Consider the following 21,584-nt stretch of genomic DNA (forward strand, 5'->3'; position numbering starts at 1 on the left):
TTCGGAAACCCGGTTTCTTGAAGAAACCGGGTTTCTAGCTTTGATAAAACTCGGCGGTTGAAAGCGCTGTCGAGAGTCAAACGAAGTGCCTCTCTAAGAGACTAAGAAATGAGAATTAAATAACTTACACTCTTGAAAGTGGGGAGTAGGGGTTGGGCGTCCCGCCCTTTTTGGACGGGCTCTCCCGCCCATCCCACAATAACAATTAAAATTGTAAGTTATTTAATTCGCGATCCTAATAAATAAACGGGGTATTTAAGCTGGGTTGAGATAAAATTGTGATGGCAATTGGTGCGATCGCACATTTATGAAAAAAATTATTTTATTTACGTTCTATCTGATTCCTGTTGTCCTGTTAATCGGATTTGTAGCTAACTTTAGCGTTAACGTTCCCATAGATGACGAGTGGAGGTTAGCCAGCCTTTTTGAGAAAATAGCTGCGGGAAATGTAAGTTTCAACGATTTTTGGGCTTTGCACAGCAACCACCGGATCGTATTTCCTAAAATAATTATTGCGGTGCTGGCTTTTGCTTCCCGATGGAATATCAATTATCAGTTGTGTCTCAGTATAGGTTTGGCGGCGATAACTTTTATCGCTACGTACAAGTTATCCTCAATGCAGGTTAAGAATGTTGAGGATAATTTGTTCCATCTAGCTAATATTTTCACTGGTATTTTGCTTTTCTCCCTTGTTCAGCATGAAAACTGGCTTTGGGGATTTCAAATTGCTTGGTTTTTAGTTAATTTGTGTTTAGTAGCTGCGGTTTATGCGCTGATTTCAACTCACAAATTATTGCCTAATGTTAGAATCTCTATTGCTGCTGTATTCTGCTTTATTGCTAGTTTTTCGCTGGCTCAAGGCTTGCTGTCTTGGTTGGCGGCAATTCCGGCTGTGGTGGCTGTGGAGGGAAATGCAGCCCAGAAACGAAAAAGACTTATTGTATGGATGCTGCTACTGGTGGCAACTTGTGCTGTTTATTCCATTGATTATCATCCCAGTCGGAAAACAAGTATTATTTCATTGTTGAATAAGCCCCTAGTGGTAATTGATTACTTTTTGAGTTTGCTGGGTTCGCCACTTGTTCGATTGTCGGGAATTTCGGCATTGGTAGGGGTACTAATATTTGCAAGTTTCTTATTTTTGGGATTCCACTTTGGGAGAAAAATTAGTGAGAATCGTGAGGCTTTACCTTGGCTGTCAATAGGTTTGTTTTCGGTTTTATCGGCTCTGTTTATTACGGCGGGTAGGGCGCAATTTGGATCGCTTCAGGCGATAGAATCGTCTAGATATACGACTAATTCGATTTTGCTATTAATTGCTTTGGTTCAGCTAGGGCAATTATTTGTTAGAGGTCAATATCAACAAACAAAAGCAACGTCCAAAGGTAATTATAAATTTACTTATAAGGTAGTTGTAGGGCTGTTAATAGGGATAATTGTTGTTAACTCTCAACAGGCGATCGCCCAATCTCGCTCGGCATTTCTTTACAAACAAGGCGCTCAAGATTGTTTGCAGTTAATTAACTATCTGGAACCATCGGATTTTTTTGATAATTCGCCGGAAAGCTGTTTGAGGGTGCTGAGCAAAAAAACTTGGCTGGTGAGAGAAGGCGCTGCAATTATCGACAAAATAGGTTGGAGAAAGTTCGCGAACAATGTAGAGTTTATTTCTAATACCGAGAAAGTTTACGGCTATTTAGACAAACCTCAAAATAGCGATAAATCCTTGACTGTTAAGCAAAATGATTATGTTAAGGCTGCTGGTTGGGCGGTTTTGCCAGAAAAAGTGCAACAGCCGAATATTGTACTGCTATCTCTGGGCGATAAACAATCTTTTTTTGCTAACGCTTATGTAAATTTGGACAGTCCGGACATAGCTAAGAGTTTAAAATCTGAATTATACAATAATGCAAGGTGGGCTGTTGATTTGTCGGATAATAATTTGCCGATCGCCCAAACTGAAATTAAAGCTTGGGTGTATAATCCTGTGGACAACCAATTTGTCGAGTTGCGCGGAGGATGAGGAGTGAAAATTTCTGTGATTATACCAGCCCACAATGAGGAGGGCTGTTTGGAAGGTACTGTGCGGGCGATCGCCCAGACGCTCGATTTAGAAGGCATTCCGCACGAAATTTTGATTGTCAATGACAATAGTGTCGATCGAACAATTGATATTTGCCAGGAGTTGTCAGAGACTTTTCCTACAGTTAGATACATCAACAATCAACCTCCCAACGGTTTCGGATTTGCCGTGCGCCGGGGTTTGGCGGAATTTGACGGAGATGCTGCGGCAATTGTGATGGCGGATGCTTCCGACGATCCGATAGATTTGGTAGCAGGATACCGCAAATTGCAAGAAGGATATGATTGCGTTTTCGGTTCCCGCTTTATTAAAGGCGGCTTTGTGGTTGATTATCCAATTCACAAGTTAGCAATTAACCGCTTAGCAAACTGGTTTGTCAAAAGTATTTTCGGCTTGCGGTACAGCGATGTCACCAATGCTTTTAAACTCTACCGCAGAGAAGTAATTGAAGGCGTACAACCAATTTTGAGCCATCATTTTAATTTGACAGTCGAACTGCCTCTAAAAGCAATTGTTAGGGGTTTTTCCTATACGGTAATTCCTCTGAGGTGGTACAATCGGACTGCGGGTATTTCTAAGCTGAAAATAAAAGAGATGGGCAGTCGATATTTGTTTATTGTCTTGTATGTCTGGCTGGAAAAACATCTCTCTCGCGGCGACTACCACCGGACTAGAAAGATGAATGAATTGAAATTAGATTTGTTGCCAAAGTCCAGGACTGAAGTTTTGACGGCGAAGGAATGATGACTACTGATGTTGGTACCGCAGCTATTGATACTTTGATGCAGATCGGAGATAATAAGTGCGATCGGTTAATCGTCATCCTAACTGCCATATTCTCGCGAGATGGAAAAATTCATGAATAGCAACTCTGCGATCGCCTCGCAGATTGCCTACAAAATCGAGTTTCCTGATTATAATGGTGAATACGCTAAAAAGTAGGATAGTCAAGGATAATTTGACGAGATAGGCGATGGGGAAGTTTGGGTTATAAGATATACCAAATTGGGAGGATTAAGTCATGGTTTTTACAGCCCCACGAATGGCAAGATTGATGCCTAATGCCAGTAAACTTGAAAGTGATGAGCCAGAAATGGAAAGTTCCCTACATTATATTCAGTTAGCATTATTAGTTGCCTGTTTGGAATGGCAATGGCGCGAACGCAACGACTTTTTTGTTGGAGCAAACCTGACGGTTTATTACAGCCAGCAACAATTGCGGAATCGGGATTTTCGCGGCCCGGATTTTTTTGTGATAACAAACACAGAAAAACGTCCGCGTCGTTCTTGGGTAATTTGGGAAGAAAACGGGAGATACCCCGATATAATTATAGAATTACTCTCGGATTCTACCGCCAGAGTCGATCGCAATCAAAAAAAGATATTATATCAAAATCAATTCAGAACGTCCGAATACTTTTGGTTCGACCCTGAAGATTTTGAATTTGCTGGTTTTCGTTTAATCAATCAAGAATATCAAGCTATTCTTCCCAATGAATTTGGTAGATTGTGGAGTGAGGTACTAGAATTTTATCTAGGAATTCATGATGGGAAATTGCGTTATTTTACCCCAGACGGTGAGTTAGTTGCTACACCAGAGGAATCTGCACTGCAAGCCCAAGAGCAAGCTGCACAAGCCCAAGAGCAAGCTGCACAAGCCCAAGAGCAAGCTGCACAAGCCCAAGAGCAAGCTGCACAAGCCCAAGAGCGAGCCGAGCGTTTAGCGAATCAGTTGCGGGCTTTGGGAATTGAACCAGAGTAGTTGTCAAAATTGATTGACAAGATGATTCACTTTTGAGGAAAGTTTGGGTTAAAAGACATACCAAATTGGGAGGATTAAGTCATGGTTTTTACAGCCCAAGAAATGGCAGATTTAATGCCAGATACCAGTCAACTTGAAAGTCAGGAACTGGGAATGGAAAGTTCCTTGCATTATATGCAATTAGCATTATTAGTCGCCTGTTTGGAATGGCACTGGTGCGAACGCAATAATTATTTTATTGGAGCAAATCTGACGTTTTATTACAGTCGCAAACAATTGCTCGATCGCAATTTTAACAGTCCGGATTTTTTTGTAATTAAGAATACCGAAAAACGTCCGCGCTATTCTTGGGTGGCTTGGGCAGAAAATGGTAGATATCCAGATATAATTATAGAATTACTTGCCAATTCTACCGCCACAGTCGATCGCAACGAAAAAAAGATATTATATCAAAAATCGTTGAGAATACCCGAATACTTTTGGTTCGATCCTGAAAATTTAGAGTTTAGCGGTTTTCGTTTAATCGGTCGAGAATATCAAGCTATCCTTGCCAATGAATTTGGTAGATTGTGGAGTGAGGTACTAGAATTATATCTGGGAATTCACGATAGGAAATTGCGTTATTTTACCCCCGATGGTGAGTTAGTTGCTACACCAGAGGAAGCTGCACTGCAAGCACAGGAGCGGGCCAATCGATTAGCGAATCAGTTGCGGGCTTTGGGAATTGAACCAGAATAAGCTGTTACGCATTTAAAATAGTATTGTAGGGTGCGTCAGCCCTTTCTCGTTTCCCTTGTAAGCGTAAGTGTTCTAGCTGACGCACCCTACAGGCCTCGTTAGTGGTTTAAATGCACAACAGCTTAGTTGTCCAAATTAATTCACAACATGATTCAGTTTTAATGCGGGGCATACCTCAACACCCATTGTTCAATAATTTAACAGCAGTAATTAATCCTCTAAGAAAGTTGAGTCAATGCCTGAGAGAATTTTAATTGTTGGTGGTGCGGGTTTTATCGGCAGTTGTTTGGCAATTGGCATGAAGAAACTGCACCCGGAATGGCAAATAATTTGTTTGGATAACCTGCGTCGCCGGGGTTCAGAATTGAATCTGCCTCGGCTTAAAAGTTGCGGGATTCAGTTTGTTTACGGGGATATTCGTACAGCGGCGGATTTAGATCCAGTTGCACTGAATGCGGACTGCATTATAGATTGTGCTGCGGAACCTTCTGTGCTAGCTGGTTTTAGTTCGCCACAGTACGTTTTGCAGACGAATTTACTGGGCACTGTGAATGTTTTGGAGTTGGCGAGACAAACGGGTGCGAGTTTGCTGTTTTTGTCTACGAGCCGGGTTTATCCGATCGCCTGTGTCAAATCTGTTAAGCTGTTAGAGTTGCCGAATAGATTTGCGATCGCCCCTGAGCAAACTTTACCGGGTATATCCGAGTTGGGCATATCAGAAGACTTCCCATTAAAAGGACACCGTTCGCTGTACGGAGCAACTAAATTAGCATCGGAATTGCTGATTGAGGAATACAGGGAAGCATACAATGTGCCGGCAATTATTAACCGTTGCGGGTTAATTACCGGTGCTTGGCAAATGGGTAAAGTAGATCAGGGTGTTTACGGTTTGTGGGTGGCGGCTCACTATTTTCAAAAGTCGCTGAGTTATATCGGTTTTGGCGGCAGCGGGAAGCAAGTTAGAGATTTACTGCACGTTGAAGATTTGTTGAGGTTAGTTAATTATCAGTTAGAACATTTTACTGAATTTGACGGCGAAGTTTTTAATGTTGGTGGCGGTTTGAGCAACAGTCTTTCTTTGATTGAAGCGACTGATTTGTGCCAAAAGATTACGGGTAAATCGATTCCGATTCATCCTGTTTTGGAGGAACGCGCGGGGGATATTCCGATTTTTATTACCGATTCTTCTAGGGTGATGGAGAAAACAGGATGGCAGCCTGTTATTGGGCCGGAAGCGGCTTTGCAGGATATTTATGATTGGATTGCTGCTAATGAGGTTGTGTTGAGTTCGATTTTGTAGGGAGTTTTTTTATGGCAGATTGCAAATAGTATGGTGCGTCGCTATGGGAAATTTCGCCACTATTTGAGTGACTAGAAGCGACGCAGCTTACGGCGAAATTTCATCCCCGTCTAAAATTCCCACCATTATTTTCATTAAATCCTCTAAATCGTCAGGCACTTTAAACAAATTGATATCTTGAAAAATAGTGTGCTGATTTCGGTCTAACTTGCCAAATCGCCAGACATCTCCCATTGTCACCGCACCGTAAAAGATATTTTGCTCTTCAACGTGCGACATCGCAATTAATTCTACAGCTAGTTGGGTAAATCCTCTAGTCATATCGTCGTTTTTTGCTTCAATGACTAGCAATTCTCGCTCGGATTTTACGAAATAATCTAAATTCCCCTTTAACCAGCTATTAACGTTAAGAGTATACTCAAATCGCAGTTGACATTTGCAGTACCGGATGATGTCCAGCAAAACTGGCGATACTAATGATTCTCTTCTAGCTGTTTCGCTGCTGAGACTGACAAAAAATAAAGTTTCTTTAATTCTTTGTTTGAGAAAAGCTATTTCTGACAGTTCTCTAGAGGTATGCGGCAAAGACATCTCAGTTTTGATCAGCGAGTAATCAAATTCTGCTAAAATTTGATCCGTTTCGTAAGGTAACTCAAAGTATGAACGAAATGTATATTCTCGACCTTCCTGTAAAATTTTTTGCTTGGTCATACTGTTTGAAATTGCAATGTGTCTATTTGTAAATTATTATAGCAACTCTAAATCATTCATACAGATTTGTAGGGGTAGTGCCCCCGCCTACCCTCTATCGCTTATCCCCAAACTTCTGTCAAATCCAAGACAAACCCCGGCAACACATCTTCACCGGACAAAGTAACAGGATTTTCCAGCACTTCTACATCGTGATTTTGCCTGTAAATTTCCACCTTTCTGTTTTTTCTATCTATCAACCAACCTAAACGAGCGCCATTGTTCATATACTCTTTAATCTTGGCTCGCAGTGGCTTCATATTGTCACTTTTAGAACGAAGTTCTACCACGAAATCAGGACTTAAAGGAAGAAAGCCTTCTTTTTGTTCTGGGGTAAGTGCGTCCCACCTTTCTTGACGCACCCAAGATGCATCAGGAGAGCGATCGGCTCCATTGGGCAGGTGAAAACCAGTAGAAGAATTAAATGCTTTACCGAGTCTAGTCCGCCGATTCCACAGCCAGAGTTGTCCTTCTATATCCAGATTCCGATATCCTGTGTCGCCTCCGGTTGGTGGGTTCACGATTAATTCTCCTGTTGCTGTGCGTTCTAATTGTAACTCTCGATTGGCGATCGCCAATTCAACGAACTGTTCGTGGGTAACGGTGAGTGTTAGTGTTAGTGGAATATTGACTGCAAGGGCGGCGGATGATTGAGTTTGTGTCATCATGTTTGTCCTCAAAGTGATGCTTTCATGGGAGCTTCATCCTAATTGGGGAAAGCCGGAAATGCTGGAGAGTTTGTAAATTTTATGATAACACTTAAAAGTGCCATCTACAAAGTGCGATCGCCATTTTGTCAACCAAAGCTCGATCGCATCTGGTATCATAGAAAAAAAGTTCCCCGCGCAGACGCAAAAACATGATAACTTCTACAGTTGTTGCCCAATCGAAAATCTACTCTCTAGAAGCATGGATGGAAAGTCCACCGGATCTCGAAGAGTGGGTTGATGGCGAATTATTGGAGAAAAATGGCATGACTCTCAAGCATAGCGAAGTACAAGGAAATCTTTACTTTCGTTGGAGAAACTACAAAGAATCCAGCGGACAGGGAGGAAAAGTTTATACCGATGTTCCCTGCCGCACAAACAAGCAGGGGCGCTATCCTGATGTTGCCTACCTTCCCCCGGAATTGGCAGCACAATTTGGCAATCTCAAAGTGCTGCCGCAAAGTTTTCCTTTATGTGCTGAAATTGTTTCGCCAACAGATTTGGCGGAAGATGTAATTGCTAAAGCTACAGAATATTTAGAATCGGGAAGTGAGGAAGTTTGGCTGGTATATCCTGAAAACCAATGGATTATTGTAGTAACAAAACAAACCCGAAGCATCTTTATTGCTGGGGAAGTTATTAGCACCCAAATTGTTTTACCGGGTTTTAGCATTCCCGTAGATGAATTATTAAAATGAGCAATTTTCCTACATTCTCATTTTCCGCCTCTGACGGGAAGTGTCGATATTGAAGATACTCAATTGTTTGGTTTCGATGCTTTAACAAACATTTGCCCTCCCAAAAATCTCCATAAAAAAGGCAATTTTAAGTAAACTTTTAACAGCAAGGGCGAAGCCGGTCTGCCTTTCGTCGAAAACGGTAAAAATCGCGGTCGAATCAGGTCAATTTCAAACCCGACAGTTTCTAAAAGCTCTTGCAGCGATAAATGCGTTATTGGTAGTTGATGGTCGATAAAATCGTAATATTCCTTGTATGAGTATTTAAAATTAGGCTGAATCACCAATAAAGAACCGCTCGGCTTGAGGGCATCAAAGCAAAACGAGATAATTTCTACAAGTTCCTCTTTGTTGCGGAGGTGTTCAAAAAAATTTGAGATAAAAATACGATCGAACTGTTCGGTAAAAAATGTGTGAGAGTCCAAATTTAACACATCAATATTAAGCACCTTCACATCAGCATTAGCAAATAACTTTGAATCGGGATTGAGGTCAATCAAACATTTTTTTTCAGCCCTAATTTGATTTATAAATTCGCAGTAACCGCCACCTATATCTAAAACGGCTGATTCGGGAGGAACATAATTTTGTAAAAAATCGTCAATCAAAACTTTCCAGAGTGCCACCTTGGCTTGCATTTGTCGGGAATCAAAGCGGTTGGCATACAACTTTTTGAGATATGTGTCAGTTTTCATAGTAAAATAGCCGAGACTGAGTATGAGTTTATCACGCGATACAGGCAACTATGAATGTTATATCTACTGAAATACCGGAAGTTCTGATCGTTGAGCCGAAAATTTTCGGAGACGATCGCGGTTTCTTTTTTGAGAGTTTCAATCACAAAGCGTTTGTCGAAAAAACAGGCGTGACGGCACAATTTGTTCAAGACAATCATTCCAAATCCTCTAAAAATGTGCTGCGCGGTTTGCACTACCAAATGCAGCAGCCTCAAGGCAAATTGCTGCGGGTAGTTGCTGGCGAAATATTTGATGTAGCGGTGGATATTAGAAAAAAATCGCCGACTTTTGGGCAGTGGGTTGGTTGTTTGCTGAGTTCAGAAAATAAGCGGCAATTTTGGGTTCCGGCGGGATTTGCTCACGGTTTTTTAGTGGTTTCCCAGACGGCTGAAGTTTTGTACAAAACGACAGATTATTACGCACCGGCACACGAGCGGTGTATCCTGTGGAATGACCCCGATTTGGCGATCGACTGGCCGCTAGATGGTGCCCAACCAATCTTATCAGCTAAAGACCAAGCTGGACAAACGTTGAAAAGAGCTCAAGTGTTTTGATTATGAAAATTTTACTCGCAGGCGGCAGCGGACAGCTAGCTCAAGAATTGCAGCCGATTTTATTATCTTCGGGAGAGGTTATTGCGCTCGATCGCACTCGCCTCGACTTATCCCAACCCGAAAGCATCCGTCAAGCAATGGGTGAAATTCAACCGAATTTAGTCGTCAATGCGGGTGCTTACACTGCGGTAGACAAAGCAGAAAGCGAACCGGAATTAGCAAACGCAATCAACGGCATTGCACCCGGAATTATCGCAGAAGAATGCGAAAAACTGGGAGCAAGTTTGATTCACTTTTCTACTGATTATGTATTTGACGGCAGCCACGGTTCTGCTTATTTGGAAACAGATTCTACGAACCCGCTGGGAACTTACGGCAAGTCGAAATTAGCAGGCGAGGAAGCAATTCGGAAAGCGGGAAACCGACATATTATTATTAGAACCGCGTGGGTTTACGGCAACGGCGGCAAAGGCAACTTTGTCAAAACTATGCTGAGGTTGGGAAAGGAAAGGGAAGAAATTCGGGTAGTAGCAGATCAGATCGGAAGTCCTACTTGGACCGGGGATTTAGCGGAGGCAATTTCGCAAATTATTCCTCTGCTTGGGCTAGAAAATTTTGGCACTTACCAGTACACTAATAGCGGTGTTTGTAGTTGGTACGATTTTGCGATCGCCATTTTTGAGGAAGCAGCAAAACTCGGCTTTCCCCTAAAAGTTCAGCGCGTAATTCCCATCACCACCGCCGAATATCCAACACCCGCAAAACGTCCGGCTTTTTCTGTCCTCTCTACGGTGAAAATATCAGCACTTCTGGGCACGTATCCTCCCCACTGGCGGCAAGGGCTCAGACAAATGCTGGCAAGAGAAGTCAGTCGATTTTAGATTTTAGATTTTAGATTTACTTGCAGCATTGAATCTGGGAGTTTGAACTTTAGTCTAAAATTTAGGGATTCAGGACAATAGGACTTACCCACAGGTGGCCAGAAACCGGGTTTTTTACGAAAATCCTTCGCTGTAGCCTAGAGATTAAATAAAAAACCCGGTTTCTTTGTCGGGAGTGCGTCGCTAAACCTGCCCCATTAATTAAAAATATCCCATGTCTGAAGCCATGAAAATTAAGCAACAATATATTTTAATTGCCGCATCAGTTCTCGGCATTCTAATACCAGCCTCATATATTTTGTACTTGATATCGCAAGCAGGAGACTTGTCTAATTTTGATTATTGGTGGATGACCTGGAATTTTTATTCAGTAGACGGTTTCTCTACAAATCCTTTTAATTGGATATTTCGGGCGAACGAGCATTTTGTCTTGATTCCGGCAATTATTTATGGCTTGAATATAGCTATCACTCAAGGTTCAAATATTGGTTTATGTTTAGTGGCCTGGTTCTTGGCTTGGATTCAGTGCCACATATTAATTGCTCTGCTGCCGTTAAAATTGAGGCGTTTTCCCCTGCAATTTATCTCGCTACTGCTTTGTATTTCTATTTTCAATTTTACTCCGGCGGCGGCTCACAATTGGATGCGGGGATTCAGCGGCGTTCACTGGATAATTGCTAATTTATTTGTGATTTGTTCGATATTTTGTTTGCAATCCTATGTGACGCTTTTGTTAGATAAGAGGGAGGCACAGCCTCTGGATATTCATTACCAAGCCGATCCCATTGGTGACAACTTAACGTCAAACCGACCGTCTCTCTTGTTTGTATCGAAGTCTAGATCCCCCCTAACCCCCCTTAATAAGGGGGGGACAAGAAATCTTCTCAAAGTCCCCCTTATTAAGGGGGATTTAGGGGGATCTAGACTCGACGACAAGCGATATTTATTAGGGGTTTCAGTCCTAAGTTGTCACCAATGGTTAGAGCCTGGGAACGAGGAATATAAGCAGAATGGTTGGGTAATTGGCAGCATTGTTTTTGGCGTTTTAGGGTGTATTAGTTACAGCACTCCTTTAGCTTTGTGGCCGATATTGTGTGCTGTTGCTGTTGTGCTGCGGTTTCCTCGGCGAATAACTTATTTGTATTTCATTGCTTCGATTGCAGTGATTGGCATTTATTTTTTAACTTATAAAACTCCATCCCATCACCCTTCTTTAACTAAAATTAACCCGCTGAAAACTCTCGAATATATTCCCACTTATCTCGGCGGAATATTTAGCGAAAATATTATTATTGCTTCAATTATTGGTATAATTGGTTTGATTGCAATGACGGGTTTTGTGGGTTATTGGCTATTTGTAAAAAAGGTCGCTAGACCGGATTGGCTGCCTTGGCTATCAATCCAACTTTACACGCTGCAAACGGCGTTAATGGCCGCGGTTAGTCGATCGGGATTTGGTGTCGAACAGGCCACCGCTTCCCGCTACGCCACACTCCCAGCTTTGTTTTGGATGAGCACAATTGTGCTGACAGTATTGTGGGTGCGCGAGTTGCAGCCAACACCAAGAATTCAAGGGCGTTGGCTGACACCGCTGTTTGCAGTCGCGACAGTTGCGATTATTTTAATGTACGGGGTGGGAGGCGAAACTGCAATGGCGATCGCCCGCAGAGCAACCTATCAACCGTTAGTAGCATTATCACTGCAATTAGGCATCACCGACGTAACCCTAATTAAAGACCGCGTAGGCAACAAACCCGCCGCTTTTGTCGGGTTAATCGACGCCTTAAAAACTAACAACTTAGTGCCATTTAACCGAGACATCAAAAAACACAATTTCTGTGCAGCATTAGACACACAAATAGACCCAAATTTACTGTCAGCGCCCAAAGACGGAGTACCCGGATATTTTGATACAGCCACCAAACTTGCACCAACAGCAGCCAGAGTAATTGGCTGGGTAGGAGACTCCGAAAACAATGTAAAATGTATTGCCATTCTCAACCAAGAAAATGTCGTTCGAGGTTTCGCCATGTCAGGATTTCCCCGCCCCGATTTAGTTGAATTATTTGGCGCTTCCTACGAATTCGCAGCTTGGAGAGGATACATTCAAACATCACCAACAGATAAATTATTGACAGCCTATGCCTCCTTTAAAAACCGCAAAGGTTGGGTAGCCTTACGAAACTCCCAAGTTATCAATAAAAACTAAAAAACCTCTCTTTCTCCTCCTCTGCGCCCTCTGCGCCCTCTGCGGTTAATAAAAAAATCTCATTGACCAATACTCCGGACAGTTTTTGAGACCGAGGCCCAAACCCTCATTCTACCGTTAGCATTTGACCTCACTGAGAAGGCTGAAACCCGCATTCTGCCGTTAGTGATTGAAAACTGTCCGGACTATTGATTGACAACACAAATGAAATAGAATAGCCCTATGCCAAAACATCTCAGCTTCGTAATCCCAGTTCACAACGAAGAAGCCACCATAAAATTACTGTTTGAAAAAATCCAAATCGTCATGTTCCAAACAGAAATTGACAATTACGAAGTCATTTTCATAGATGACGGTAGCCGCGATTATTCCTGGCAAGAAATCACAGATTTAGCCAGCCAACATCCCAAACTCATTAAAGCGATTAAAATGCGCCGCAACTTTGGCAAATCCGCCGCACTTTCAGCAGGATTTCGCAATGCAGCAGGGATAATTATTTTTACTCTCGATGCTGACCTTCAGGATGACCCCGCTGAAATACCCAAATTCTTACATCATTTAGAATCTGGATTTGATCTAGTTTCCGGTTGGCGAAAACAGCGGAACGACCCGCTTTCTAAAACTTTACCTTCCAAGCTGTTTAATGCCGTTGCGTGTTTGCTGACAGGGGTGCAAATGCACGACATGAATTGCGGTTTTAAAGCTTATCGCAGGGAAGTTTTGCAGTCGATTAAATTGTACGGGGAATTGCACCGCTACATTCCAGCTTTAGCAAACAATTTAGGGTTTAAAATTGGCGAAGTAGTTGTCGAACATCATCCGCGAAAGCACGGAAAATCGAATTACGGCTGGGAACGTTATGCGCGGGGATTTATTGATTTGTTGACGGTGTTAGCCACGACGCAGTATTTGCACAAACCGGGTCATTTGTTTGGGGGTTTGGGGTTGTGTTTTGGCTTTGTGGGAACTGTTTCGCTGAGTTATTTGATAGTTATTTGGTTTCTGAATTTGGCGGGGATGAATTTTGGGCCGATCGGGAATCGACCTTTGTTATTTTTTGGGATTTTGTGTACAATTCTGTCGGTGCAGTTGATTTCTTTGGGGATTTTAGCTGAGTTGATGGCGCGGAATGTGGATGCTGATTATGTGGATAAGCAAATTAGCGAAATTATTGATGATTCTGGTTTTGATATTTAACCGCAGATTAAGGCAGATAAACACAGATAAACGCAGATAATTTTAAGATTGGAGAGTGAATGCCGTGCCGCTTGCAATTCAAGTCTAATAAATATCATATCGCCGGGAAATTTTGTTAAAAGCGCGTTTGAGATTACCTAATCTTAAATAGTATCCATTTGCCTTCTTTATCTACTATTTCTCCGTCAATATTTGGATGCCAATCGCTGCGAGTCAGGATATAATCTGCCTGATATTTTCTGGCTACTTTGACTAAATCCCCACTGCTGCGGCGGATGAAAAAGTCATTTCCTCCCCAAATCATTTGCGGGTTTAAGGGAACCCCTAAAACAGCTTCCATGCGAGTTTGCCATTCTTTGATGCCTTTTTCGGTAAAGGGAAAGTTCTTGAAGTTGACGACAATCGCTCTTTCGGAGAAAAACTGGAAGCTGGTAACTGAGGGGGGAATTAATACGAGTGAATCGCGGCTGCTACTTTGCGAAAATCGCACAGCTAATTTGCTTAAGTCGTCTCTGGGAACGGCATTGATATTAACTCTGGTTTGAAATACATTTAATATAGGTTTGGGGAGAATGCCTACAATTCCAAAAACTAAGGTGGCGGTAGTTATTAAGGCTAATGTGTGAGTTAGAGTCTGTTTTATAGATGTAGCTAGGGATGTTTTTTCTAAAATAAATGGGAAGGCGAGGATTGAGAAAAGCACTGGGATGCTAATTATTCGATCGCCAATTATTTCCCACGAGTCAGTCACCGGATATATCAAGCTAAAAATTACCGTTCCTGCTGCTAAAATCCACAACAATATATTATATCGTTTGGGCCATACATAATTTTTTGTTTGCCAAATTGATAATCCTAAGAAAATGATGCCCCTAAAAGGCAAAGTTAGTACAGCTAACAGCAACAAGCTAACAGCTATTTGTTTTTCTCTGTAAAGTCTATCTACCGTCAAAGCAACAGCAATAAATATAATTAATTGAGCAAAAGGTACGGTTCTAGCTAACTGTAGTTTGGCGATCAAAGCCAAAGGGTAAACTTCGACAAATACGTAATTTAGAAATAATGCAACAATTGATGTGCCAACAATTACATAAAAATTAACTTTGTCTTCTTTTGGCAATAAATCGGAGTTTTTGATGCACAGCAAGCCACCAATTATGAAACATATAAAGTTGAACCAATTCCCGACATCCCAATTTGAGGGGAGGATGTGGTGGGGGTTGCGGACTTTCGCGTGAATGTAGACAAAATCGGCGTTGTCGATAGTATGAGTGCTGGTAGTACCTGTTAATAACATCGGTACGTAAACGATACTTGCCATTCCTGCTAAAAGTGCGATCGCCAAAATCAATATTTTAAACTTCCGCTGTTTTACAGATTCAATAAATAAAACGGGCACCATCATCAATCCCGGCAACAAACCAACTAAAAATTGCAGCAAACAGCCCAGTCCAAAAAAGAAATATCCTGTCAGCCATTTCTGGCGCAAACTAAAGTAAATTCCCCAGATTGCGAAACCCATTGCGAAGGTACTGGGTACTGATTTGGTGGAAAATATCAGGGTGTTACCAACATCTGTAAATGAAGCGGCTATACATAAAAAAGCCATCGCTGCGGCAGGCAGTTTTGAATTAGTATAAATATTGATAATTGCGTAGCAAGCGAGGATAAATGAACCAAAGGCTAGGAATTGATAAATAAAGTGCGCTAGGGGAATGCTGGTTCCTAAGTTGGCGAGCAAATAAATGATATAATAATAGTAGTACCTGGGATTAAATTTCACCATTTCCTGAACGTAATAATCATTTTTATACAGTTCAGGATTTAGCATAAATTGAATTGGCGGCACTTCGGGAAAATTACCTCCAATTGGGAAAATATAGCCAGTTGCCATCAGGGAGGCGATGATGACAAAAGTATATAGAGATAAATTAAAATACTTGTGGGATTTTTGATATTTCTGCATTATACCTCTTGCAATCATTCCCAAATCATCTTCAAATACATCTGCGTCTATCTGTGTTTATCTGCTTTACATCTGCGGTTTCTGTATCTATTAATGATTTAGGCAATCTTGTCTTATTTACGGTTCAATTTACCTACTGACAGCTAAATTGTTAATCTCCAGTTGGCATTGGTTTGTTAAATCCTGTTTGCTGCTACTCAATACCTCAAGCAGCAGATACATGGGATTTTTGCCCTCAACTAATAGATTTAAGCCGATCGCACTTTTTTGACTGTAAGCCATCTCTGCTGAGTCTACTAATTTACCTTGCTTGTCCCACAAAGTCAAGCGCAGGGAAATTCCCGGACATTGTTGGTTGGGTAAATTGAGTTTGCCGGTAACTTGCGCCCTGTCTGAAATAGCACCTAAATACAGAAAAGATGTATCGAGTTTCGTGCTATTTTTAATGGGATGAGTTACAATTTTATATAGGTTATCCGATTCTCGATTGACTGAATAATTGGCGCTTGTGTAGACTGACTGCTGCAAACTAATCCAATCTAACTGCGTGCCCGGTCGATCGACTATTTGCCGCTGCATCGCATCCAGAGTCCTAACTGCCGTTGCTGTATCAGTCGGCCGCACCCTCCGGTAAACGCTGACAGTCACGCCGTTTTCTAGCTTAAACTGTTCCGGTAGCAATTGGAAATCGCGGGCAATTTCCCAGTTTTCAGTAAAGGCATCGTACACCACTTTAACCACATCTTGTTCGTGCGATCGCAAAACTTGTTCGTCAGTCGGTAACACCTGCTGAAAAGGTACAGCAACCACCGCATATTGTGACTGCAACAACTCCGGTAGCGGGTAAGTATCGCGCGAGTCAATTTGCGGCCTCCCGATTGTATTTAATTTCCACCAGCCCTCCGGCGGATTTAATTTGCGGTTGGCTTGTCGGAGTATGTTAGCATTAAAACTGTTAGAAGCACCGGCAATGTAAATCGGTTCTTCGTTGGGTGCTAATTTTCGCAGAAACTCTACTAATTTTACAACTTCGCCGTAGTCCGATCGCACTAACGGCGGAAAATTACCCACAAACAGTCTTGACAAATTAACTTTGAGAGGAATTAACCCGACTGCGGCATTCAAAACCAGGTACAAACCCGCCGCGCCCAGCATAAAATACCGGACTTTTCCCTTGAGTGTCAGCCAAGTTGTCCAGAAAAATGTTGACAATCCCAAAAGTGCGATCGGTGTAAGATGAATTGTATAGTGCAAGTAGCCGTAACGCAACACTAACAGCCATTCAACCAGCGACAAAACCCCAAACAACGAAACAAAAATAGCCGCCGACGGAACCAGGATTCGGGTGAGAATTCCCGCAGAAAAACCAATCACTACCAGCAGCCAAGTTCCCAAACCGTAAAAATCCGCATAACGAGTTAAAATATCATTTACAGGCAAACTCCAAGCGACATACAAATTGCGGTAGTCAACCGTCAGAGCACTGCGAGTAAAATCTCCCGCTACCAACATTAAAATAGTCAAGCTAGTTGCAGCTATCAAACCCAATTTGATGCCGGATTCAAACAAATTTTTCCAAGCTTTGTTTTGAATAGTTTTATATAGCAATCCTAAATGAATTGTGGGATGGGCTTCTAGCCCGTCCCGATCGGAATCCGTTTTATTTTGAATACATCGATCGGGGAATCCTAAATGAATTGTGGGATGGGCTTCTAGCCCGTCCCTATCGGAATCCAGAACCATGTTGATAACTGACTTGGGATTGCTATACTGTACAATAAACTCGATAAAAGCCTGTAAAGTCGCTGCACCAAAAAATGCGATCGCACTATAAGCAAAATGGCGCCGCAACAGAATAGCCGCCGCCAGCAAAAACCCAATCCACGGGATTTTCCACCAAGATTTCAGCTTAACATCCTGCAAATAAACCAAAATTGCCAAGGCTACAAACACACAGCCTCCAGTATCCAGATATCCCCGCAGAGTCGGTATCCAACTCATCGGAATTAATAAACTCAGCAGCACCGTTGACCAAAACACCCAGCGGGGATAAACTGGAATTAGCTTTGCAGAAATTGCCCCCAGCAACAGGCGAAACGGCAGCACATAAATCAGGGATACGCTGAGAATGTAACTCAGCCGAGACTCGCCAAATAAGAGAATAAACGGCACTAACGGCAAAGAAATTAACAGGTTTTTTTCCTTAGATAGCGATTCTATAACTCCGCGCCATGCTTGGGTTGGCGAGTCTCTAAATAAATTTGCCGTGTTGACTGTAGCGGTATTGTATCCCGCGTAATCCCACCAATAGAAAGTATGTTCGCTAGATACATAAATTGATGTTACTGCAACTGTTATAAAAACAAGTATAAACAGGAAAAAACCATCAATTATAAATTTTCTAGGCCATTTTAAAAAAACAAAATTGAATAATTCCATCACTCTCGCAGCCCTAAATAACTTCTAAACTTCCTCTTTCTCTCTTGCTTCGCGCCCTTTGCGCCTTCGCGGTTCGTTAACTTACTTTAAAACAGTACCTTGCAAAAAACCCTCCAACTTTTCTGCATATTGCCGATTGGCGATCGCACTTGGATGAAGGTCATGAGGTAAATTATTATTGGCAGGTATTTTCAAATCAACCGAAATATCGGCCGTAGCAATTCCCTCCTCACTTAACTCCTCCAACATCTTAGCAGAACCCGCATTAATTCCCGCCACAACTAACTTAACATTATTAGCCTCAGCCACACGGTTAAATTCTTCAATAATTGCCTTAGAAACCTCGTGACTTTTGTACAATCCCTCTTCAAATTGATTGTAATTAACCTCCAAAAAATGGCTTAATGCAGAAACCCGCATCAGCGGGAACTCGCGATATTCAAGTTTTGCCATTTTGTAGGTAAAATTATTTTCTCCATTCAGCCTAGCATCGGGCTGGAATAAAATACCCAGTTTATTCCAAGCAGCCATTTGCTTTCTTCTCGCCCTTAACAAAGTATTGCGGCGGTCGTGAAATCCCGCATAAGCAATCACCGCAATTTTTGGTTTATTTCCTTGTTTGAGTGCTTCTTTGAATTGAATCAACGAGTGCAGCGTGCCGTAGCCGTTAACCCCGAAATTCACTATTTCATATTTGGGTAATTTCTCTTGCAGCAACCAAGCATAAGTTTCGCTGTCATTCAATGACCAACCGTAGGTAAAAGAACAGCCAAATATCCAAATCTCAGGTTTTTTTGAAGATTGATTGTAAGTATTGAGTGGATGTGTTATTCTGAGACTATTATTGAGATGAGTTGCATTAAATGAGTAATTGCCGTTAAGCGTTACCTTGAACTTTCCCGGCAAATGTTTGTAGCCGAGTTCGGAGTCTTTGGTGAAAAAGTTACCTTTCGGTTCGACGGCAACATCAACATTTTCTATTTGCCAGGGTTTGTATCCCGCAACTCGCAAGACAATTTCAGCGGTGGTAGCAGATAGAAATATTGGAAAAATTAGATAAGTTATTAATCTGAAAGTAAAATTCTTAGCTATACCTTTTTTCATCAAAAAGATGGGTAGAAACCCCGTCCTTCTAGGACGGCTTTATATTGTCTTTTTTTTTGATTACTACCGCCTTGGAATTGGTTGAGTCGGTGTACTTTTGTGTTGCACTTTCAACGGGACAGTTACCGTTTCAAATCTTCCAATCCTGTACGCATAGTATTTGCTCACTCAGAGCCTCCCTTGCGGGGTAATGTTAGCTTGTCGGTCAATGTTTTTTAAGCTTTTTAGGCTAGCAGCACTGTTTCAGTGACCTTAGAACTGTTTAACCACTAGCGACAGAGCAGGGGACTAGCTTCGCATCCCAGGGTGTCGTGACTCAAAAAACGTAGTCCGCAAAGGACTTAGGCTGGTCAGGATGGCTTTCTAGATTTCTCTTTCAAGCCTCGTGCCTTCAGGCCGAGGTTCCTGACATTTTAGATGGCGGTGAAAGCAATCGACCGTTTTGGCGATCGCCCAAAACAGCAAACAATCGCAAATCAAATCACCGCACATGATATCACGGACTGGGCGATCGATATTTCTGGTTGTGCTACAAAGGCAGGTACTGAACGCAGTTAACTAAATCTTCAGGTTCGTTAACCTTAGCAATGATTTCCAAGTCACGAATGCAATCGCCAACAGTTACACTTTGTTGGTGAGCGTAGATGACGCCAGCAAAATTTACTGCTTCTTGCTGGCGGCGGTTTGCGATGGCTAAAAAATCCTCATCTTGGGTAAAAACAACGCGCTGAAGCTCGGCTGCGCGATCGAGTATAATAGGGTCGGGCATACCTGTTCTACCGTCGTCTTGAACTCTCAGAACATCTACATCCCGTCGCCGCAATCCCTCTGTAACAGGTAGAGGTACATTCTCATCCATGTACAGATTTATACTCATTTAATTAGTCCCTGGGCTCGGAGTTTTTTAGCCAAAGCAGATTCGCCAGCTTCTAGGCGCAACTTTTCGGCATACTCGAACCTGCGCTGCATATCTGCATCCAGCTCTTGTTTGTGATCCCAGTAGTAGGATAACGCAGAGTAAATTTTGCTCAAAGTCAGGTGAGGATAGGATTGGAATAATTCTTCAGGAGTCCAGCCGTAAGCTTTTACCGAAGTTATTAATTCAACGACTTTCATTGTGGTTCCGGCGATGAGAGGAACATTCTTCTCATCTAATTCCACATATTTGTATTCGGTTGCAGTTAGAGTCACGGTTTTTACCTTGTCGATCGCACTTCTATTATATCGATTAGATCGATCGCCCCAATCAAAACAAAACCCGCAAAAGCGGGTTTTCCAACAGTATCTTACAGAGGGACTTCCTCTGTGCAGCCACCGGCTTCAACCAGTGGATTAAATTCTAATAACCAGGCTCCTCCTCGTACTCAGGAGTCTTAGTCTTCTCAGGGATATTTACCCGAGGAGCCTGGTAAGGCTTCGGCGCCTCATCGTCAGCCCAAGCATCCGCCTCCACATCATCCTCGTACTCGTACTGCACGATCGGCTCCTTCGGGCGAGAAATCTCAGAGCGAGTGTACTGCGGCTTCTCCTCGTACTCCTCCTCATAATCGTCCTCCTCGCCGCCCCAATTATCCTCTTCGTAATCCTCGTAATCGTCGATCGGCTCAGGCTGCACCGCGCGCATCTGCTGCGGCTGCCGCACCGGAGGCCGGTTCCACTGCGAATCCTCATCCCAAGCTTCCTCAACCGCAGGCGCTGCTACCTTGCTACGCATTTCCGGTGCAGGTATCCGCACGCCCGGGCCCAATTGATTTCCCGTAGCCACGGGTTTCGGATAATAACCTTGCTCGTCCTCTTCCCGTTCCCAAGGTGCTTGGCCCAAACCGACGCGCTCCAGCAAACCCACACTAAGCTGTCTGAGCCTTTCCTCGGAACCTTCAAACACAATCAAACGATTTGGGCCGCTGCTGACAATTTCCTCAATCCCCAACTCGTAAGTGCTGAGAACTTGGTCGGGGATTTGGGGGATTCCCAGGGAAGCGATAATTATAGAAACTAACTTACCGTCTTCGGGGTCGAACCTAAAGCCCCGCACCCTACCTAAAAGTTCGCCGGTTTCGGTAATAACTTCGCTGTTAATCAAAATGCTGTAGACTTCAACATCAACATCATCTTCGATCGCGCTTTCATCTTCCACCAACAGCACGTCGCCGATTTCGCTGACATTGTTGAGGAACATAAACCTCGGCATTCCAGCGACCGCGAATATATTATCACGCAGACCGATCGCCACAACTTCCCGCCGATCGATGTCCACCCACAATTGACTAACCACCCCCAAGCGTTTACCTCTGTCGCGGGTGATGACCTGAGTGCCTAGAATGTCGGAGCGTTGGCAAATTTGTTCGGATGTCATTCTAACTTTAATCCTGATTTATTAAGTACATATATCACTCAACACGAGCGTTGACATAAACTCC

Annotated in this window: 21 protein-coding genes; 11 read left to right on the forward strand and 10 right to left on the reverse strand. The window is 42.7% G+C overall.

The window, feature by feature from the left end; translation table 11 throughout:
* The first annotated feature begins 307 nt into the window (after nucleotides 1–307).
* From QUB70_RS00195 to QUB70_RS00220, 6 genes are all read left to right on the forward strand, one after another.
* Nucleotides 308–2,023: a hypothetical protein gene (locus QUB70_RS00195; RefSeq protein WP_332977706.1), complete on the forward strand. Its 1,716-nt coding sequence runs from the start codon at nucleotides 308–310 to the stop codon at nucleotides 2,021–2,023.
* A gap of 3 nt (nucleotides 2,024–2,026) precedes the next feature.
* Nucleotides 2,027–2,827: a glycosyltransferase family 2 protein gene (locus tag QUB70_RS00200; protein WP_332977708.1), complete on the forward strand. Its 801-nt coding sequence runs from the start codon at nucleotides 2,027–2,029 to the stop codon at nucleotides 2,825–2,827.
* Complete coding sequence (locus QUB70_RS00205; protein WP_332977709.1) at nucleotides 2,824–2,949, forward strand: hypothetical protein; 126 nt, start codon at nucleotides 2,824–2,826, stop codon at nucleotides 2,947–2,949. The genes QUB70_RS00200 and QUB70_RS00205 overlap by 4 nt, the downstream gene beginning before the upstream one ends.
* A gap of 188 nt (nucleotides 2,950–3,137) precedes the next feature.
* Nucleotides 3,138–3,845: a Uma2 family endonuclease gene (locus QUB70_RS00210; RefSeq protein WP_332977710.1), complete on the forward strand. Its 708-nt coding sequence runs from the start codon at nucleotides 3,138–3,140 to the stop codon at nucleotides 3,843–3,845.
* 81 nt (nucleotides 3,846–3,926) lie between these two features.
* Nucleotides 3,927–4,583: a Uma2 family endonuclease gene (locus tag QUB70_RS00215; RefSeq protein WP_332977711.1), complete on the forward strand. Its 657-nt coding sequence runs from the start codon at nucleotides 3,927–3,929 to the stop codon at nucleotides 4,581–4,583.
* Between the two features lie 235 nt (nucleotides 4,584–4,818).
* Complete coding sequence (locus QUB70_RS00220) at nucleotides 4,819–5,883, forward strand: NAD-dependent epimerase/dehydratase family protein (RefSeq protein ID WP_332977713.1); 1,065 nt, start codon at nucleotides 4,819–4,821, stop codon at nucleotides 5,881–5,883.
* Between the two features lie 87 nt (nucleotides 5,884–5,970).
* On the opposite strand, the gene QUB70_RS00225 is transcribed toward QUB70_RS00220, so the two are convergent.
* From QUB70_RS00225 to QUB70_RS00235, 3 genes are all read right to left on the reverse strand, one after another.
* Complete coding sequence (locus tag QUB70_RS00225) at nucleotides 5,971–6,594, reverse strand: hypothetical protein (protein WP_332977715.1); 624 nt, start codon at nucleotides 6,592–6,594, stop codon at nucleotides 5,971–5,973.
* A 101-nt stretch (nucleotides 6,595–6,695) separates the two neighbouring features.
* On the reverse strand, nucleotides 6,696–7,298 hold the full coding sequence (locus tag QUB70_RS00230) for a Uma2 family endonuclease (RefSeq protein WP_332977853.1): 603 nt from the start codon (nucleotides 7,296–7,298) through the stop codon (nucleotides 6,696–6,698).
* A 36-nt stretch (nucleotides 7,299–7,334) separates the two neighbouring features.
* On the reverse strand, nucleotides 7,335–7,460 hold the full coding sequence (locus QUB70_RS00235) for a hypothetical protein (RefSeq protein ID WP_332977717.1): 126 nt from the start codon (nucleotides 7,458–7,460) through the stop codon (nucleotides 7,335–7,337).
* 32 nt (nucleotides 7,461–7,492) lie between these two features.
* On the opposite strand from QUB70_RS00235, the gene QUB70_RS00240 reads away from it, so the two are divergent.
* Nucleotides 7,493–8,038 (forward strand): Uma2 family endonuclease, encoded by a 546-nt coding sequence (locus QUB70_RS00240; protein WP_332977719.1) that lies wholly within the window; start codon nucleotides 7,493–7,495, stop codon nucleotides 8,036–8,038.
* A 59-nt stretch (nucleotides 8,039–8,097) separates the two neighbouring features.
* Here the strand turns inward: QUB70_RS00240 and QUB70_RS00245 are convergent, their stop codons facing one another.
* Entirely contained in the window at nucleotides 8,098–8,772 is a 675-nt protein-coding gene (locus QUB70_RS00245) for a class I SAM-dependent methyltransferase (RefSeq protein ID WP_332977720.1), read from the reverse strand.
* Nucleotides 8,773–8,822: 50 nt separating this feature from the next.
* On the opposite strand from QUB70_RS00245, the gene rfbC reads away from it, so the two are divergent.
* From rfbC to QUB70_RS00265, 4 genes are all read left to right on the forward strand, one after another.
* Nucleotides 8,823–9,368, forward strand: coding sequence for a dTDP-4-dehydrorhamnose 3,5-epimerase (gene rfbC / locus QUB70_RS00250; RefSeq protein ID WP_332977723.1), 546 nt, complete (start codon nucleotides 8,823–8,825; stop codon nucleotides 9,366–9,368).
* Nucleotides 9,369–9,370: 2 nt separating this feature from the next.
* The gene (gene rfbD, locus QUB70_RS00255; protein ID WP_332977725.1) at nucleotides 9,371–10,249 is read left to right on the forward strand and encodes a dTDP-4-dehydrorhamnose reductase; all 879 of its coding nucleotides are present in this window, start codon (nucleotides 9,371–9,373) and stop codon (nucleotides 10,247–10,249) included.
* 214 nt (nucleotides 10,250–10,463) lie between these two features.
* Nucleotides 10,464–12,458 carry a hypothetical protein gene (locus tag QUB70_RS00260; protein WP_332977727.1) on the forward strand — a complete coding sequence of 665 codons (1,995 nt, stop codon included), beginning with the start codon at nucleotides 10,464–10,466 and terminating at the stop codon, nucleotides 12,456–12,458.
* Nucleotides 12,459–12,680: 222 nt separating this feature from the next.
* Nucleotides 12,681–13,655 carry a glycosyltransferase family 2 protein gene (locus QUB70_RS00265; protein WP_332977729.1) on the forward strand — a complete coding sequence of 325 codons (975 nt, stop codon included), beginning with the start codon at nucleotides 12,681–12,683 and terminating at the stop codon, nucleotides 13,653–13,655.
* A 133-nt stretch (nucleotides 13,656–13,788) separates the two neighbouring features.
* On the opposite strand, the gene QUB70_RS00270 is transcribed toward QUB70_RS00265, so the two are convergent.
* The 6 genes from QUB70_RS00270 to QUB70_RS00295 all read right to left on the reverse strand — a co-directional run bounded on the left by QUB70_RS00270 (nucleotide 13,789) and on the right by QUB70_RS00295 (nucleotide 21,520).
* The gene (locus QUB70_RS00270; RefSeq protein ID WP_332977730.1) at nucleotides 13,789–15,621 is read right to left on the reverse strand and encodes a DUF6798 domain-containing protein; all 1,833 of its coding nucleotides are present in this window, start codon (nucleotides 15,619–15,621) and stop codon (nucleotides 13,789–13,791) included.
* Between the two features lie 129 nt (nucleotides 15,622–15,750).
* Nucleotides 15,751–18,060 (reverse strand): hypothetical protein, encoded by a 2,310-nt coding sequence (locus QUB70_RS00275; protein WP_332977731.1) that lies wholly within the window; start codon nucleotides 18,058–18,060, stop codon nucleotides 15,751–15,753.
* An 81-nt stretch (nucleotides 18,061–18,141) separates the two neighbouring features.
* Nucleotides 18,142–19,164 carry an SGNH/GDSL hydrolase family protein gene (locus tag QUB70_RS00280; protein ID WP_332977732.1) on the reverse strand — a complete coding sequence of 341 codons (1,023 nt, stop codon included), beginning with the start codon at nucleotides 19,162–19,164 and terminating at the stop codon, nucleotides 18,142–18,144.
* 529 nt (nucleotides 19,165–19,693) lie between these two features.
* On the reverse strand, nucleotides 19,694–20,041 hold the full coding sequence (locus tag QUB70_RS00285; RefSeq protein ID WP_332977733.1) for a DUF5615 family PIN-like protein: 348 nt from the start codon (nucleotides 20,039–20,041) through the stop codon (nucleotides 19,694–19,696).
* Nucleotides 20,038–20,355 carry a DUF433 domain-containing protein gene (locus QUB70_RS00290; RefSeq protein WP_293208271.1) on the reverse strand — a complete coding sequence of 106 codons (318 nt, stop codon included), beginning with the start codon at nucleotides 20,353–20,355 and terminating at the stop codon, nucleotides 20,038–20,040. Before QUB70_RS00290 ends, QUB70_RS00285 begins: the two co-directional genes overlap by 4 nt.
* Nucleotides 20,356–20,503: 148 nt before the next feature.
* Nucleotides 20,504–21,520: a PRC-barrel domain-containing protein gene (locus QUB70_RS00295; protein WP_332977734.1), complete on the reverse strand. Its 1,017-nt coding sequence runs from the start codon at nucleotides 21,518–21,520 to the stop codon at nucleotides 20,504–20,506.
* Between the last annotated feature and the right edge of the window lie 64 nt (nucleotides 21,521–21,584).

It is taken from the genome of Microcoleus sp. A003_D6 (genome assembly GCF_036702825.1).
In the GTDB taxonomy this organism is placed as follows: Bacteria; Cyanobacteriota; Cyanobacteriia; order Cyanobacteriales; family Microcoleaceae; genus Microcoleus.

Bases quoted from the DNA above. Each gene is read 5' to 3' on its own strand.
- QUB70_RS00245 (WP_332977720.1), bottom strand. From the start codon at position 8,772: ATGAAAACTGACACATATCTCAAAAAGTTGTATGCCAACCGCTTTGAT.
- QUB70_RS00295 (WP_332977734.1), bottom strand. From the start codon at position 21,520: ATGACATCCGAACAAATTTGCCAACGCTCCGACATTCTAGGCACTCAG.
- QUB70_RS00230 (WP_332977853.1), bottom strand. From the start codon at position 7,298: ATGACACAAACTCAATCATCCGCCGCCCTTGCAGTCAATATTCCACTA.
- QUB70_RS00195 (WP_332977706.1), top strand. From the start codon at position 308: ATGAAAAAAATTATTTTATTTACGTTCTATCTGATTCCTGTTGTCCTG.
- QUB70_RS00205 (WP_332977709.1), top strand. From the start codon at position 2,824: ATGATGACTACTGATGTTGGTACCGCAGCTATTGATACTTTGATGCAG.
- QUB70_RS00235 (WP_332977717.1), bottom strand. From the start codon at position 7,460: ATGATACCAGATGCGATCGAGCTTTGGTTGACAAAATGGCGATCGCAC.
- QUB70_RS00210 (WP_332977710.1), top strand. From the start codon at position 3,138: ATGCCTAATGCCAGTAAACTTGAAAGTGATGAGCCAGAAATGGAAAGT.
- QUB70_RS00225 (WP_332977715.1), bottom strand. From the start codon at position 6,594: ATGACCAAGCAAAAAATTTTACAGGAAGGTCGAGAATATACATTTCGT.
- QUB70_RS00275 (WP_332977731.1), bottom strand. From the start codon at position 18,060: ATGGAATTATTCAATTTTGTTTTTTTAAAATGGCCTAGAAAATTTATA.
- QUB70_RS00215 (WP_332977711.1), top strand. From the start codon at position 3,927: ATGGTTTTTACAGCCCAAGAAATGGCAGATTTAATGCCAGATACCAGT.
- QUB70_RS00220 (WP_332977713.1), top strand. From the start codon at position 4,819: ATGCCTGAGAGAATTTTAATTGTTGGTGGTGCGGGTTTTATCGGCAGT.
- QUB70_RS00270 (WP_332977730.1), bottom strand. From the start codon at position 15,621: ATGCAGAAATATCAAAAATCCCACAAGTATTTTAATTTATCTCTATAT.
- QUB70_RS00240 (WP_332977719.1), top strand. From the start codon at position 7,493: ATGATAACTTCTACAGTTGTTGCCCAATCGAAAATCTACTCTCTAGAA.
- QUB70_RS00260 (WP_332977727.1), top strand. From the start codon at position 10,464: ATGTCTGAAGCCATGAAAATTAAGCAACAATATATTTTAATTGCCGCA.
- rfbD (WP_332977725.1), top strand. From the start codon at position 9,371: ATGAAAATTTTACTCGCAGGCGGCAGCGGACAGCTAGCTCAAGAATTG.
- QUB70_RS00265 (WP_332977729.1), top strand. From the start codon at position 12,681: ATGCCAAAACATCTCAGCTTCGTAATCCCAGTTCACAACGAAGAAGCC.
- QUB70_RS00285 (WP_332977733.1), bottom strand. From the start codon at position 20,041: ATGAGTATAAATCTGTACATGGATGAGAATGTACCTCTACCTGTTACA.
- rfbC (WP_332977723.1), top strand. From the start codon at position 8,823: ATGAATGTTATATCTACTGAAATACCGGAAGTTCTGATCGTTGAGCCG.
- QUB70_RS00280 (WP_332977732.1), bottom strand. From the start codon at position 19,164: ATGAAAAAAGGTATAGCTAAGAATTTTACTTTCAGATTAATAACTTAT.